The organism is Metabacillus sp. Hm71 (assembly GCF_051842955.2).
GTDB lineage: Bacteria > Bacillota > Bacilli > Bacillales > Bacillaceae > Metabacillus.
In genome coordinates this window covers 2458168-2473034 of sequence record NZ_CM200278.1, presented here as the reverse complement: position 1 = coordinate 2473034, position 14867 = coordinate 2458168, and the positions used below count along the sequence as shown (strand labels likewise).

At 38.0% G+C, this 14867-nt stretch carries 12 protein-coding genes; all 12 read right to left on the bottom strand.

Translation table 11 applies throughout. The features are described 5' to 3' along the window. Positions 1-80 precede the first annotated feature (80 nt). Entirely contained in the window at positions 81-2198 is a 2118-nt protein-coding gene (gene pnp, locus ACSVDH_RS11675; RefSeq protein WP_439249508.1) for a polyribonucleotide nucleotidyltransferase, read from the bottom strand. Positions 2199-2393: 195 nt separating this feature from the next. After that, positions 2394-2663, bottom strand: coding sequence for a 30S ribosomal protein S15 (gene rpsO, locus ACSVDH_RS11670; protein ID WP_299090158.1), 270 nt, complete (start codon positions 2661-2663; stop codon positions 2394-2396). Between the two features lie 124 nt (positions 2664-2787). Next, positions 2788-3735, bottom strand: a complete 948-nt coding sequence (gene ribF / locus ACSVDH_RS11665; RefSeq protein WP_299090156.1) for a bifunctional riboflavin kinase/FAD synthetase — start codon at positions 3733-3735, stop codon at positions 2788-2790. A 31-nt stretch (positions 3736-3766) separates the two neighbouring features. Beyond that, entirely contained in the window at positions 3767-4687 is a 921-nt protein-coding gene (truB, locus tag ACSVDH_RS11660; protein ID WP_439249506.1) for a tRNA pseudouridine(55) synthase TruB, read from the bottom strand. Positions 4688-4768: 81 nt separating this feature from the next. Continuing rightward, the gene (gene rbfA / locus ACSVDH_RS11655) at positions 4769-5125 is read right to left on the bottom strand and encodes a 30S ribosome-binding factor RbfA (protein ID WP_299090151.1); all 357 of its coding nucleotides are present in this window, start codon (positions 5123-5125) and stop codon (positions 4769-4771) included. A 15-nt stretch (positions 5126-5140) separates the two neighbouring features. Further along, entirely contained in the window at positions 5141-5419 is a 279-nt protein-coding gene (locus ACSVDH_RS11650; protein ID WP_299090149.1) for a DUF503 domain-containing protein, read from the bottom strand. Then, positions 5416-7596, bottom strand: a complete 2181-nt coding sequence (gene infB, locus ACSVDH_RS11645; protein ID WP_439249505.1) for a translation initiation factor IF-2 — start codon at positions 7594-7596, stop codon at positions 5416-5418. The genes ACSVDH_RS11650 and infB overlap by 4 nt, the downstream gene beginning before the upstream one ends. A 19-nt stretch (positions 7597-7615) precedes the next feature. After that, entirely contained in the window at positions 7616-7921 is a 306-nt protein-coding gene (locus tag ACSVDH_RS11640; protein ID WP_299090146.1) for a YlxQ family RNA-binding protein, read from the bottom strand. An 8-nt stretch (positions 7922-7929) separates the two neighbouring features. Next, a complete protein-coding gene (rnpM, locus tag ACSVDH_RS11635) occupies positions 7930-8199 on the bottom strand; it encodes an RNase P modulator RnpM (RefSeq protein WP_299090144.1) in 270 nt (89 codons plus the stop codon). A 13-nt stretch (positions 8200-8212) separates the two neighbouring features. Then, on the bottom strand, positions 8213-9334 hold the full coding sequence (gene nusA, locus ACSVDH_RS11630) for a transcription termination factor NusA (RefSeq protein WP_299090143.1): 1122 nt from the start codon (positions 9332-9334) through the stop codon (positions 8213-8215). A gap of 149 nt (positions 9335-9483) precedes the next feature. Beyond that, positions 9484-9957: a ribosome maturation factor RimP gene (gene rimP / locus ACSVDH_RS11625; protein ID WP_299090141.1), complete on the bottom strand. Its 474-nt coding sequence runs from the start codon at positions 9955-9957 to the stop codon at positions 9484-9486. Between the two features lie 495 nt (positions 9958-10452). Further along, positions 10453-14769 (bottom strand): PolC-type DNA polymerase III, encoded by a 4317-nt coding sequence (locus tag ACSVDH_RS11620; protein WP_439249504.1) that lies wholly within the window; start codon positions 14767-14769, stop codon positions 10453-10455. Positions 14770-14867: the final 98 nt, after the last annotated feature.

Genomic DNA, 14867 nt, shown 5'->3' with positions numbered 1-14867 from the left:
ATCTCATACTAAATCTCTCTAAGTAAAATCGCAATACCTTCATAACCGAAAAAGAAGCCCGGTTACCCCGGCCTCCACGATCAACCTTCTTGCTTTTCTTGTTCCTTTTGTTCTTTTAAGACTGCTTTACGAGATAAATTTACACGGCCTTGCTTATCGATTTCTGTGACTTTTACTAGAATTTCATCACCAATAGAGACAACATCCTCAACCTTGCCAACACGTTCTAAAGCAAGCTCGGAAATGTGAACCAGTCCATCTTTTCCGCTAAAAATTTCAACAAATGCACCGAACTTTTCAATACGTTTTACTTTTCCGAGATACATTTGACCAACGACAACTTCACGAACGAGGTCTTCGATGATTTTCTTAGCTTTTTGATTCATTTCTTCATTAATAGATGAAATGAATACAGTTCCGTCCTGTTCAATGTCGATTTTAACGCCTGTTTCTTCAATAATTTTATTAATTTGTTTTCCGCTTGGTCCTATGACATCTCTAATTTTTTCAGGATTGATTGTCATCGTTAAAATTTTAGGTGCATATTGTGAAAGCTCCTGCTTAGGTGCCTGGATTGTTGCAAGCATTGATTTTAAAATTTCCATACGGCCTTTCTTTGCTTGCTGTAATGCCTCTTCTAAAATCTCCCTGGAAAGACCTTCAATTTTAATATCCATTTGTAATGCAGTTACCCCTGATTCGGTACCTGCAACTTTAAAGTCCATATCCCCTAACGCATCTTCCATACCTTGAATATCTGTTAGCACTGTATAGTGTTCACCAGATTTTACAAGCCCCATTGCAATACCTGCTACAGGAGCTTTAATTGGCACACCTGCATCCATCATCGCTAATGTACTTGCACAAATACTTGCCTGTGACGTTGATCCGTTTGATTCAAGTACCTCTGACACTAGTCGGATTGTATATGGAAAATCCTTTTCAGAAGGTATAATTGGTTCTAATGCTCTTTCACCCAAAGCACCATGACCGATTTCTCTACGTCCTGGCCCTCTCATTGGTCCTGTTTCCCCGACACTAAATTGCGGGAAATTATAATGATGCATGAAACGTTTTGATTCTTCAATTCCCAAGCCATCTAAAATTTGCACATCACCTAGTGCACCAAGTGTACAAATACTTAACGCTTGAGTTTGTCCGCGTGTAAACAAGCCTGAACCATGAGTTCTTGATAAAAGCCCTACCTCTGATGATAAAGGACGGATCTCATCGACACCACGGCCGTCAGGTCTTACCTTTTCTTCAGTAATGAGACGGCGAACCTCAGCTTTTACGATTTTAGACAGGATTTGCTTTACCTGTTTTAATGTATCTTCATCAGCTTCATTCTCTTCAAATTTCATGACAACTGCATTTTTTACTTCATTGATTGTATCTTCTCTTGCATGTTTTTCTTGAACTTGAATGGCTTTTAGTAAGTCATTTTCTGCGATTTCACGAATTTGTTTTTCTAGATCAGCATCTAACTCAAATAATTCAATTGCCATTTTTTCTTTTCCAACAGCTTGAGCGACTTCTTCTTGGAAAGCGATAAGGCGTTTAATTTCTTCATGTCCAAACATGATCGCTTCTAGCATCGTTTCCTCAGGTACTTCTTTTGCACCCGCCTCAACCATGTTGATGGCATCCTTTGTCCCAGCTACCACTAGATGAATATCACTTTGTTCAGCCTGTTCAACGGTCGGATTAATGATAAATTCATTATTGATTCTTCCAACTGTTACACCAGCGATTGGCCCTTCAAACGGGATATCTGAAACACAAAGTGCTAAAGATGAACCAAACATAGCTGCCATTTCAGATGAACAATCCTGATCAACACTCATCACAATGCTGATAACTTGTACTTCATTTCGAAATCCATCTGCAAATAATGGTCTGATTGGACGATCAATTAACCTGCTCGCCAAAATCGCCTTTTCACTTGGACGACCTTCTCTTTTTATAAAACCGCCTGGGATTTTCCCGACCGCATATAAGCGTTCCTCATAATTCACTGTTAACGGGAAGAAATCAAGTGGCTTTGGATCCTTTGATGCAGTTGCTGTACTTAATACAGCCGTATCACCATAACGAACCAGAACAGAACCGTTTGCTTGTTTGGCTAATTGTCCAATTTCAACGGTTAAATTTCTGCCGGCCCATTCTATGGAAAATGATTGCTTATCTTGTCCCATAAAGTTAAAAAACCCCTCTCATATAATAAAGATTATGTATTAGTATGAACCATTTAAATTCAACATATCAATGTTGTTATTGTATGTAAATAGGTTTTAAAAAAACGTAATAAGTTAGTTGTTAGCTTATATCATTTTTGCCTATTTATATTTAAATACACTAAAAAAGCGGGAAAAATCCCGCTTTTAAAGGTATTATCGACGTAAACCAAGCTTGTTGATTAACTCACGATAACGAGTTACGTCCTTATTACGTAGGTAAGTTAGTAAGTTACGACGTTTACCTACCATTTTTAATAGACCGCGACGAGAGTGGTGGTCTTTTTTGTGAACACGTAAGTGATCATTTAAGTTATTGATGTCCTCAGTAAGGATAGCAATTTGAACCTCTGGTGAACCAGTATCAGATTCATGTGTTCTATAAGTAGCAATTAGTTCGTTTTTACGTTCTTGTGTGATAGCCATCCTTTTCACCTCCTTAATTTCAAAAAACCCCAATTACCGAGCAAACGTTGGTGAATCGATTTGCCAAGCAATGGTTTTAAGTTACATCCATTAGAATACTATTTTTCCAAGCAAATTGCAAGGACTAAACGGTTTTTTGTCCAAAGAATTGTTCAACTGCCGCTTTGTCTTTCGCAATTTGACTGATTAGCTCCTCAACATTATTAAACTTTTGTTCACTTCTTATACGTTTAAACCATGATATTGAGATAGTTTGATCATATATGTCCTGTTGGAAATCAAAAATATGCACTTCTATGCTTGGTTTAGCAGCTTTTTCTTTATTAAACGTAGGCTTGTAGCCAATATTGCACATTCCTTTATATTCTTGGCCATTAATTAAAGCAGAAACCGCATAAACACCTGTTGGAGGCATTAAATATATGTCAGGGACATCTATATTTGCTGTAGGAAAACCGATTGTTCTCCCCCGTTTATCACCATGAATAACTGTTCCGGTAACAGTATGAGGTCTTCCGAGAAGATTATGTGCATATGAAACATCACCGCTTCTAATAACCTCTCGTATGAGCGAGGAGCTAATTTTACGATCACGGTCAGTTTGCTTTTCTACAGTTGTTTGCAAAAATTGCTCCCTGGAATGGAATGGCATTGTTTCCATCGTACCCTTTCCTAAGTGGCCATATGTAAAATCAAAGCCTGCAACAACATGCTTAACATTTAAGTTGATAATATAGTCATCAACAAATTGCTGTGGCAATAAAGCTGCAAACTCCTTTGTAAATTCTACAACAAATAAAATATCCACATTTAATTGACTAATTAAATGTATTTTTTCTTCAAGAGGTGTAATATAATCAATTTCCTTTTGGTTTCGCAGGACAACAAGTGGATGGGGATTAAAGGTCATGACTGCACTTTTTCTCCCAAGTCGATCAGCAATCTCTTTTGCTTTTAGGATTACTTTTTGATGTCCTTTATGAACTCCATCAAAATACCCCAATGCAAGCACCATTTCATCAAAATCATCTTTGTTAAAATGATGTGGTTGAGACAGTTTTATTAGTTTCACGGTCACTTCACCTTTTCTCACTTATAACATATTAAGTTTCATTATATAGCACCTTCAAAGGCTTCATTAGATAATCCTTGGTAGGGTGCTTAGAATAGATAGCAATACAGCGGCCATCCTCAGCATAAATGGCAATAGGAGAGCCTGCTTTAATGTCTTGAAATGTTTCAGGCAATTCAAGTACTGCTCCATTTTTAACTTTCTCTGCTAGCGTATCATGGATAACTAGATTCGGCAAATCTTTTAATGCCTGACCAATTGTCAATAATTCACGTTGAAGTGTACCTTTTTCGATTGCAGCTTCGATTTGCTCAAAGGTTAAACAATTGGACAAATCAAATTGCCCAGATTTCGTACGAATAAGATGTGACATATGCGCAGGATATCCAAGTCTTTCGCCGATCATGACAGCCAACGTCCGAACGTATGTACCTTTTGAACAAGTGACACGGAACTTGAATTTAGTTAAACCGGCATCGTTCGTAATGCCACTTATAAGCACTAGTTCAGTAATTGTAATCTTTCGTGCTGGTCTTTCCACCTCAATACCCGCTCGAGCATACTCATAGAGCTTTTTTCCGTTCACTTTTACAGCAGAATACATCGGTGGTATTTGCTCGATCGTACCAACCATCGCATTTAAAACCTGTTCAATCTCTTCTTTTAAAATAGGTGGATTTACAGGTTTTCTTTCAACTTCTTCACCTGAAGCATCTTCCGTTGTTGTAGAATAACCAATCGTTATTTCAGCTTCATATGTCTTTGAAGCTGCTGTTAAATATTCAACAATTTTCGTTGCTTTTCCCAGACAAATTGGCAATACACCTGTTACATCCGGGTCAAGTGTACCCGTATGACCCACTTTTTTCGTTTTAGCAAGCCTGCGCATCTTTGCAACACAGTCATGGGATGTCATGCCAACTGGTTTATTTAATAATAGCACACCTTCCATTTAAAAGACCTCCTAGGGCATCTTTTCATTTTTACATATAGAAAGGGATAGACGAAGGTGTCTATCCCTTTAAAAAAGGAGTTATTCCTCCTCTTTATTTTGAACATTTAACTCATGAATAAGTGTCTCAATACGATTTCCGTAATCGATTGATTCATCAAATTCAAATTGAATTTCGGGCGTTTTTCTTAGTCGAATGCGCTGTCCGATTTCAGAACGAATAAAGCCTTTTGCCTTTGCTAACCCTTTTAGTGTGTTTTGTCTTTGTTCTTCGTCTCCCAATACAGAGATATACACCTTTGCAATTTGGAGATCACCAGATACATTTACATCTGTTACTGTCACAAAGCCAATACGCGGGTCCTTTATTTTTCGGCCGATAATATCGCCCAATTCTTTTTTCATTTGTTCGCCGACACGGTTTGCTCTTAAGCTCATGTCATCACCTCTTCATTAAAACCATTCAAACGAAGTAACAGTTCTTTCAATTTCAGGAAAGGAATCGATGAATTGCAATACCCTTTGCAATTCCCTTTCAGTTTGAACCTTATTGGAACTTACGGCAACAATTCCAAATTTTGTATGCTGCCATGTATCCTGAAAGTCAATTTCTGATATTGACACATTATACTTTTGTTTGGTTCTTGTTAATACTCTTTGTAAGACAGATCTTTTATCTTTTAATGAATGTGAGTCATAAATCATGCATTCACACTCTACATATCCGATCATTTACGTTCGATTTCCTCCATCACAAATGCTTCAATAATATCGCCTTCTTTAATATCATTAAAGTTTTTAATTGTGATTCCACATTCATAGTTGCGCGCAACTTCTTTTACATCGTCTTTGAAGCGTTTCAATGTATCAATTTCACCCTCATAAATGACTATTCCATCACGGATTAATCTTATCCCACTGTCACGGGTGATTTTACCTTCTGTTACGTATGCTCCTGCAATTGTACCGATTTTAGATACTTTAAATGTTTGGCGAATCTCAACTTGACCGATCACTTTTTCTTCAAATTCAGGGTCAAGCATTCCTTTCATTGCCGATTCAATTTCTTCAATAACCTTGTAGATAATACGGTGTAAACGAATATCAACTTCTTCAACGTCTGCTGTTTTCTTCGCACCACTATCAGGGCGGACATTAAAGCCAATGACAATTGCATTTGAAGCAGCTGCAAGGATAATATCAGACTCAGTTATCGCACCTACACCAGTATGGATAATTTTTACGCGAACACCTTCAACATCAATTTTTTGTAAAGCTGCAGTCAAGGCTTCAACAGAACCTTGGACATCTGCTTTCACAATTAAATTAATGTCTTTGATTTCACCTTGTTTAATTTGTTCAAACAAGTCATCGAGGCTTAGTTTTGAGCCTTCACTTCGTTGAGCATCAAGCTGCTTTTGCGCTCTTGCTTCACCTACTTGACGTGCTTGTTTCTCATCTTCAAATACCATAAATTGATCCCCAGCTAAAGGTACATCATTTAAACCTGTAATTTCAACAGGTGTTGATGGTGCAGCCTCTTTAACACGACGGCCAATATCATTTACCATTGCACGAACACGTCCATAGGTATTACCTACTACAATTGGGTCACCAACTCGAAGAGTACCGTTTTGTACAAGTAGTGTTGCTACTGAACCGCGGCCTTTATCTAATTGCGCTTCAATTACTGTACCAGTTGCTCGTCTGTTTGGATTTGCTTTAAGCTCTTCAACTTCCGTCACCAATAGGATCATTTCTAGAAGCTCATCAAGTCCTTGACCTGTTAGTGCAGAGACAGGTACAAAGATAGTATCTCCACCCCAAGCCTCTGGTACTAGGCCATGTTCTGTTAATTCCTGCATAACACGATCGGGATTTGCTGTTGGCTTATCAATTTTATTTACGGCAACAATAATAGGCACTTCAGCAGCTTTGGCATGATTTATCGCTTCTATTGTTTGCGGCATTACTCCGTCATCTGCTGCAACAACTAGGATCGTAATATCTGTTACTTGAGCACCGCGAGCACGCATTGTTGTGAACGCAGCATGTCCTGGTGTATCAAGGAACGTAATTTTTTGATCATTCGCAACGATTTGATAGGCACCAATATGCTGAGTGATTCCGCCAGCTTCTCCCTCAGTTACTTTAGTATTTCTGATTGAATCAAGAAGTGTTGTTTTACCATGGTCAACATGACCCATGATCGTTACAACCGCAGGTCGAAGCTGAAGATCCTCTTCACGATCTTCTTCTTCATATTTTTCAAATTCTGTTTTTTCAAATACAATTTCTTCTTCTACTTCGACACCATACTCACCGGCAATTAATTCAATTGAATCTTTATCAAGCTCCTGATTAATTGTGGCCATTGTGCCTAGGAGAAGGAGCTTTTTAATAATTTCAGAAGGTTCTTTACCAAGCTTTGATGCTAATTCACCTACTGTCAAACTGCCTGTAAATGTAATTTTGCTTGGCAGTTCCTTTTTAGGTTTAGGCTGTGCCTGCTGTTGGAAATTCCCTTTATTTTTCTTATTATTTTTCTTGCCTTTGTATTGGTTAGAAGGTTGATTAGTTGGTTGATTTTGCTTTTTGTTATTTGAATGATTTGGAGTATGCTTTAGTGATTTGTTTTTAGCAGGTTTTTCTCCATTATTTGATTTGACATTTTCTGTATTATTTTGTTTTGTTTTATTCACTTGTTTCCCCAGTTTCTGATTTGATTCATTATTTTTTTTCTCTTGATTTGCTGTTTTGAATTTTTTGTCAAGCTTAATAATCACATCATTTTCAATAGTTGACATGTGATTGTTAACCTCTACATTCATCTCTTTTAACGTAGAAATAATGTCTTTACTAGATACATTTGTTTGTTTTGCATATTCATATACTCGCATTTTTGTCATACGTTCACCCCCAAGAATATTAATCGAGCAAGGTTTTTAACTTTGCAGCAAAGCCTGCATCATTTATCGCTACAACGACTCTCGCTTCTTTACCAATTGCTTGACCTAACTGGTAGCGATTTTCTACTATCATAAAGGGGACCTGATAAAACTTACATTTATCTGTTACCTTTTTCATTGTGTTAGCAGATGCATCCTGAGAAAGAAGAACAAGCTTAGCCCGTTTTAGCCGAACCTCTTTTACAACTAGTTCCTCTCCTGAAATAACTTTTCGTGCTCGATTTGCTAAGCCCAATAAGGACGTCCATTGTTGCTGCTGTTTCATGTTATCGATTATTTCTCCTTCTCCGCCAATTGAAGAAGCTCTTCGTAAACTGAATCTTCAATATTTGCCTTTAAATGATTAGCAAGTGTATTTTTCTTTTTTGCTTGGAGAATACACTCCTTATCGAGTGTGATATATGCACCGCGTCCATTTTTTTTGCCGGTCAGGTCGATAGAAACATCGCCTTCCTTAGAGCGAACAACACGGATTAATTCTTTTTTTGCTTTCATTTCCCCTGTTACAACACATTTACGTAAAGGAATTTTGCGATTGTTCATGTGATTTCACCTCTTATTCAGCAAGCTCATCATTTACACTTGTTAAAAGTGGTTCATCATCAATATCGGATCCAGATGATTGAAGCGGATAAATCCCGGCTTTTTCAGCATCTGATTCGCTTTTAATATCTATTTTCCAACCGGTAAGTTTAGCAGCAAGACGTGCATTTTGTCCGCGCTTACCGATTGCTAAAGATAATTGATAGTCAGGAACAATGACCGTTGTCGCTTTTTCTTCTTCATTGACAAGAACCTCTACTACTTTAGAAGGACTTAAAGCATTAGCAACAAATTCGATCGGATCCTCTGACCAGCGGACAATATCAATTTTTTCCCCTTTTAATTCATTCACAATTGCTTGTACGCGTTGGCCCTTAGGTCCCACACATGAACCAACCGGATCAACTTCGGGATTATCGGAATGAACAGAAATTTTAGAGCGATCCCCTGCTTCACGAGAAACGGATTTAATTTCAACTGTTCCATCATAGATTTCCGGAACTTCAATTTCAAACAACCTTTTTAAAAGACCTGGATGTGTTCTTGATACGAAAATTTGCGGACCTTTTGTTGTTTTTTCTACCTTTGTAATAAAAACTTTAATCCGATCATGCGGCTTATACGTTTCGTTTGGCATTTGCTCACTTACAGGTAATAATGCTTCGATTTTTCCTAAGCTCACATAGATAAATTTTGAATCAATGCGTTGAACGATTCCTGTCATAATATCTTCTTCACGGTCAATAAATTCGCTGTAGATAACACCACGTTCAGCTTCACGAACACGTTGGGTAACAACCTGTTTAGCAGTTTGCGCTGCAATCCGGCCGAAATCCTTTGGTGTAACCTCCATTTCAATGACATCATTTAACATATAATTAGGATTGATTCCTTGTGCCTCACTAAGGGAGATTTCAAGACGAGGATCATAAACCTCTTCAACAACATCTTTTCTTGCAAAAACCCTCATGGTGCCTGTTTCACGATTTAAATCAACGCGTACATTTTGCGCTTGATTAAAATTTCGTTTATAAGCAGAGATTAATGCAGCTTCAATTGCTTCAATAATAACTTCCTTGCTAATGCCCTTTTCCTTTTCCAATATCGTTAAGGCATCTAATAATTCACTACTCATTTCAACGGCTTCCCCCTTAAAAAATTAGCTAAATAAAATTTCTATTGCTTCTCCATACTTCTTTTAGATAATGATAAGAATGATTCATTCGCAGGATATTGTGACCGTGAGCGGATTTGTAAGTCAGATCCCTGGAGATAACAATTTCATTAGTTGAATGTGACGGCTAATCTTGCTTTGGCCACTTTCTCATAAGGGATTTCAACCTGTTTTTTTCTAGTCTTTACCGTTACTGTTACTGTAACCGTTTGACCGTCAAAATCAGCTAAGACACCTTCTAATGTCTTTTCTCCATTAATTGGTTCATATGTTTTAATATGGACATGTTTTCCTATTGCTTTTTTGAAGTCATCTTCTTTTTTTAGCGGTCTCTCCGCACCTGGTGATGATACCTCTAAAAAGTAATTATGTGGAATGGGATCTAATTCATCAAGCTTTTCGCTTAATCGCTCACTTACGATTCCACATTCTTCGATATCAATACCTGTCTCGGAATCAACAAATAATCGAAGAAACCAATTAGAGCCTTCCTTCACATATTCAATGTCGACTAATTCCAATTTCATTTCATCTAAAATTGGTGTAACTAATTGTTCGACAATTTCCGTAACTCTTTTGCTCATTCTCTTCCTCCTTATAAGAAAAGCGGAAGCGCCTGCTCAGCGACTTATGAACTGGATCACTCCGTATGAGATAAAGCGAGACTTATCAGACCTTTACGGGCAGTGTTGTCAACACATACTGCTATACCTTTTCTCTCCAATACTGCACGTTAAAGTGCGGCAAAGGAAACAAGAAGAGCGAGAGCGATTCGATGTTGACTTACGCATGCGAGGAGTGTGAAGTTCATTAATCGCTAGGCGCTGTAGCTAGACACTAAAACTAAGTTCAATAACTTTTTATTTTAGAAATACAAGCTTCTGCGACTAAAACAGCAGTTTTTAATTCCTTTTTAATTGCTGAAAAACCCTGCCTTTTGAGCAGGGAATGGTATGTACTACACTATCCGAATTGCGAGGACGATTACAATACGAAAGAGTGGGTTTCCCCACTCTTTTCCTCTGCTTATCGTTAGCATTTCCAAATAAAGCATAACATAACCGTCATTTTTATGCAAATTAGAATAGCGATAACTGGTTTTGATCTGGCAGTTCATCTAAACAGCCTTGTGTATCAAGATATTCAAGAATTGTTTTTGATACCTTTCCTCGTTGCTGTAAATCTTCTTTTGATAAAAATTCTCCATCTTTTCTAGCTTTCACAATATTTAATGCTGCATTTGTTCCTAAGCCAGGAATAGAATTAAATGGCGGAATCAAGCTATTCCCATCAATAATAAAGTCTGTTGCACTAGATCTGTAAAGGTCTACTTTTTGAAAGCTAAATCCTCGTTCACACATCTCTAACGCTAATTCTAAAACGGTTAGTAAGCTTTTTTCTTTAGGGGCAGCATCCAATCCCTTTTGATTAATTTCTTCGATTTTGGCCCGAATAGAAGTGGACCCTTTTACCATAGTTTCGATATCAAAATCATCAGCACGAACAGTAAAATATGCTGCGTAATAGAGTAATGGAAGATGTACTTTAAAATAAGCAATCCTAACAGCCATTAAAACATATGCTGCCGCATGCGCCTTAGGAAACATATATTTTATTTTCAAGCAAGAGTCGATATACCAGGCTGGTACTTCCTGCTTTTTCATTTCTTCTTCCATCTCTTCAGTCAGCCCTTTTCCTTTACGGACAGACTCCATAATTTTGAAGGCGAAAGAAGGTTCTAGACCTTGATAGATAAGATAAACCATGATGTCGTCACGACAGCCGATAACTTCGCTTAGTGTACAAATATTATTGTGAATTAATTCTTGTGCATTTCCTAGCCATACATCAGTACCATGCGAGAGTCCTGAAATTTGGACAAGTTCAGAGAAGGTTGTTGGTTTTGTATCTTCAAGCATCTGCCTAACAAATCGCGTACCAAACTCTGGAATTCCAAGGGTTCCTGTTTTACACATTATTTGTTCCTCTGTGACACCTAATGACTCGGTACCGCTGAATATTTTCATAACCTCTGGGTCATCTGTCGGAATTGTTTTTGGATCGATGCCGCTCAGATCTTGAAGCATACGAATGACGGTTGGATCATCGTGTCCAAGGATATCAAGCTTCAATAAGTTATCATGAATGGAATGGAAATCAAAATGAGTCGTCCGCCATTCAGATCCTGTTGCATCAGCAGGATATTGAATCGGGGAAAAATCATAGATGTCCATATAATCAGGGACAACAATAATTCCTCCAGGATGCTGCCCTGTTGTCCTTTTCACCCCTGTACAACCTTGAACAAGACGATCTATCTCTGCTCCTCTTAAGGTGAGATTATGATCATTTGCATAGCCTTTTACATAACCATAGGCAGTTTTTTCTGCAACTGTACCAATTGTTCCTGCACGATAAACATTGTCCTCACCGAAAAGGACCTTTGTATAGTTGTGGGCGGTAGGTTGATATTCACCTGAAAAGTTCAAATCGATATCCGGAACTTTATCCCCTTTAAAGCCAAGGAAGGTTTCGAAAGGAATATCATGTCCATCTTTTTGGTATTGCGCCCCGCAATTCGGGCATTCTTTATTAGGTAAATCAAAACCTGAGCCGACAGAACCATCATTAAAAAACTCTGAGTGCTTACAATCAGGGCAAACATAATGTGGAGGCAGCGGATTTACCTCTGTGATTTCCGTCATGGTTGCAACAAATGATGAACCGACAGAACCTCGTGAACCAACGAGATACCCATCATCAAGTGATTTTTTAACGAGCTTATGTGAAATAAGATAGATAACGGCAAACCCATGACCGATGATACTTTTTAACTCTTTCTCTAATCGAGCCTCGACAATCTCAGGAAGATTCTCTCCATAAATGCTTTTTGCCCTTGAATAGCTCATTGCCCGTATTTCTTCATCTGCACCTTCAATTTTAGGTGTGTAAAGATCATCTTTAATCGGTTTAATTTCTTCAATTATATCGGCAATTTTATTTGGATTCTCTATGACAATTTCCTTTGCTTTATCTTTTCCAAGGAACGAGAAACAATTAAGCATTTCATCGGTTGTGCGAAAATGAACATTTGGCAGCTCATGACGATTTAGCGGATTGGCACCACCTTGAGAACTGATTAATATTTTTCGGTAAATTTTATCAACCGGATTTAAATAATGGACATTTCCTGTTGCAACAACCGGTTTTTCCAGTTTGTCACCAAGCTTTATAATATTCGTAACAATTTCTTGCAGGGCATGTTCATCCTTCACATAGTCTAATTGAATAAGATGATGGTAAACCTCTAATGGATGGACCTCTAGATAATCATAATAAGCAGCAATCTCTTCAACTTCTTCAGGAGATTTTTGCATCATCCCTTCAAAGACCTCACCCTTGTCACACGCAGACCCAACAATTAAACCTTCTCTAAATTTATTTAGAACAGACCGCGGAACTCGCGGGACCCGGTAAAAATACTCGATATGAGAGATGGATACGAGTTTAAATAAGTTTTTCAAGCCCTTTTCATTTATGGCAAGAACTGTTGCGTGGTATGGACGTGACCTTTGATAGGCATTCCCCTTACCCATATTGTCATTAAACTGGTTATGGTAGACAATACCCTTTTCTTCGGCATCCTTTAACATCTTAATAAGCAAATATCCCGTTGCTTCAGCATCATAGATCGCTCTGTGGTGCTGGGTTAATTCAATATCAAATCTTTTACAAAGAGTATTTAGTCGATGATTTTTTAATTCAGGATACAAGAACCTTCCCAGCTCCAATGTATCAATTACAGGGTTTTTAGCTTTTTCTTCACCAAGTAGCTTCTTAAAGCCTACATTAATAAATCCCATATCAAAGCTGGCATTGTGTGCGACTAAAATATCATTTGCGATCCAATCCCTAAATTTACGCAACACCTCATCGACATTTGGTGCATCTCTAACCATATCATCGGTTATCCCGGTTAAATCAATGGTCGTCGCCGATAATGGATGATGGGGATTTGCAAATGATTCAAAACGGTCAATGATTTCCCCGCCGCGCACCTTTACAGCAGCCAATTCAATGATCGTATCATATACGGCAGAAAGACCAGTTGTCTCCACGTCAAAAACAACATAGGTTTCTTCAGGTAAATACCGATTATCATCGTTGTATGCAATCGGTACTCCGTCATCTACTAAATTAATTTCGACTCCGTATAACACCTTTATGCCGTTTTTCTTTCCTGCTGAAAAGGCTTCAGGAAAGGATTGAACAACTGCATGGTCGGTTAGAGCAATTGCCTTATGGCCCCATTTTTTAGCTTGTTCAATATACTTGCTAACTGATGTTACGGCATCCATTTGACTCATTGGTGAGTGAAGATGGAGCTCAACCCGTTTTTCATTTTCAGGTGATTGATCAATTCGCTCAATTGCTTTTACTTCATTGATATCATTTGCAATCATCACCAAGTCTCTAACAAAGGTGTCATTTTGAATACTCCCTCGCACCTTAAGCCACATACCTTTTTTTACAGCTTGTACCAATCCCGCATCCTCTTTATCTCGCGCAAACATTTTAACGAGAATGGAACTTGTATAATCGGTAATTTTAAATGTGAGGAGTGTTCGTCCACTTCTTAACTCTTTTGTTTCAGCATGGAACACATATCCCTGAATTGCAATCCTTCTTTCTTCATCCTCTATAGAAGCAAGCGTTCTAATTTCCTCATCATTTTTAATCGTATAACCGATTGTCAATGGACCCGTTATTTCAGTTGGATTAGCTTCTTCCTTGTCAGCATTCTCCATATCTACGAGTGCCTGCAAGCCTCTTTCCTTATCTTCTAGCAGCTTTTGTTCATTAAATTTCTTAATTTCCTCTTCTGTTACGGCCACAGTTGTATCCAACTGAAAAATCGGAAACCCGAGCTGCTGGAAGCTCGCTTGAATTAGCGGTGCATATTTTCGTTTGATTGTTAAAGCTTCGGTATCGTTCTTCGTTTTAACGATGACCTTTACTCCTTGTACAGATGGTATTTGCTCATTTAAAAGGGCAAGCATTGGTGGTGATATCCCGTCCATTTGCTGAATACAAATTGACCAATAATCCTGGATCAATTTTTCATCGAAAGTCTGATCCCTTGATTCAATTGTAAATGTAACATCTGCAATATGAGAAAATGCCTTGACTAGTTTGCTGTGAAACAGCTGATACACATCAAAAGGAAGAATTTTTTCAAACTGAAAATGGAAATGCCATTTTTTTGTTTGTTTATGAACGGTCAACTTGGCAATTGTACCGTTTCTAAAATGGACAACTGCTGCATCTTCAGTTAAGTTTATCTGCTGAAGCAGTAGTTGAAATCGTTCGATTTGGTTAGTCTGATCAGTGCCCATTATCTTTCCCCTCCCCCACTACTAATTTCGTTTCATGGTTTCTAGTAAAATACGTAAATGATTTAACTCATGTTACTTTTTGGATAATCGTTATCACA

What these genes read in the sequence shown, in the direction of transcription:
- pnp (WP_439249508.1), bottom strand. Translation starts at nt 2,198, where the DNA reads ATGGGACAAGATAAGCAATCATTTTCCATAGAATGGGCCGGCAGAAAT.
- rpsO (WP_299090158.1), bottom strand. Translation starts at nt 2,663, where the DNA reads ATGGCTATCACACAAGAACGTAAAAACGAACTAATTGCTACTTATAGA.
- truB (WP_439249506.1), bottom strand. Translation starts at nt 4,687, where the DNA reads ATGGAAGGTGTGCTATTATTAAATAAACCAGTTGGCATGACATCCCAT.
- rbfA (WP_299090151.1), bottom strand. Translation starts at nt 5,125, where the DNA reads ATGAGCTTAAGAGCAAACCGTGTCGGCGAACAAATGAAAAAAGAATTG.
- ACSVDH_RS11650 (WP_299090149.1), bottom strand. Translation starts at nt 5,419, where the DNA reads ATGATCGGATATGTAGAGTGTGAATGCATGATTTATGACTCACATTCA.
- infB (WP_439249505.1), bottom strand. Translation starts at nt 7,596, where the DNA reads ATGACAAAAATGCGAGTATATGAATATGCAAAACAAACAAATGTATCT.
- ACSVDH_RS11640 (WP_299090146.1), bottom strand. Translation starts at nt 7,921, where the DNA reads ATGAAACAGCAGCAACAATGGACGTCCTTATTGGGCTTAGCAAATCGA.
- rnpM (WP_299090144.1), bottom strand. Translation starts at nt 8,199, where the DNA reads ATGAACAATCGCAAAATTCCTTTACGTAAATGTGTTGTAACAGGGGAA.
- nusA (WP_299090143.1), bottom strand. Translation starts at nt 9,334, where the DNA reads ATGAGTAGTGAATTATTAGATGCCTTAACGATATTGGAAAAGGAAAAG.
- rimP (WP_299090141.1), bottom strand. Translation starts at nt 9,957, where the DNA reads ATGAGCAAAAGAGTTACGGAAATTGTCGAACAATTAGTTACACCAATT.
- ACSVDH_RS11620 (WP_439249504.1), bottom strand. Translation starts at nt 14,769, where the DNA reads ATGGGCACTGATCAGACTAACCAAATCGAACGATTTCAACTACTGCTT.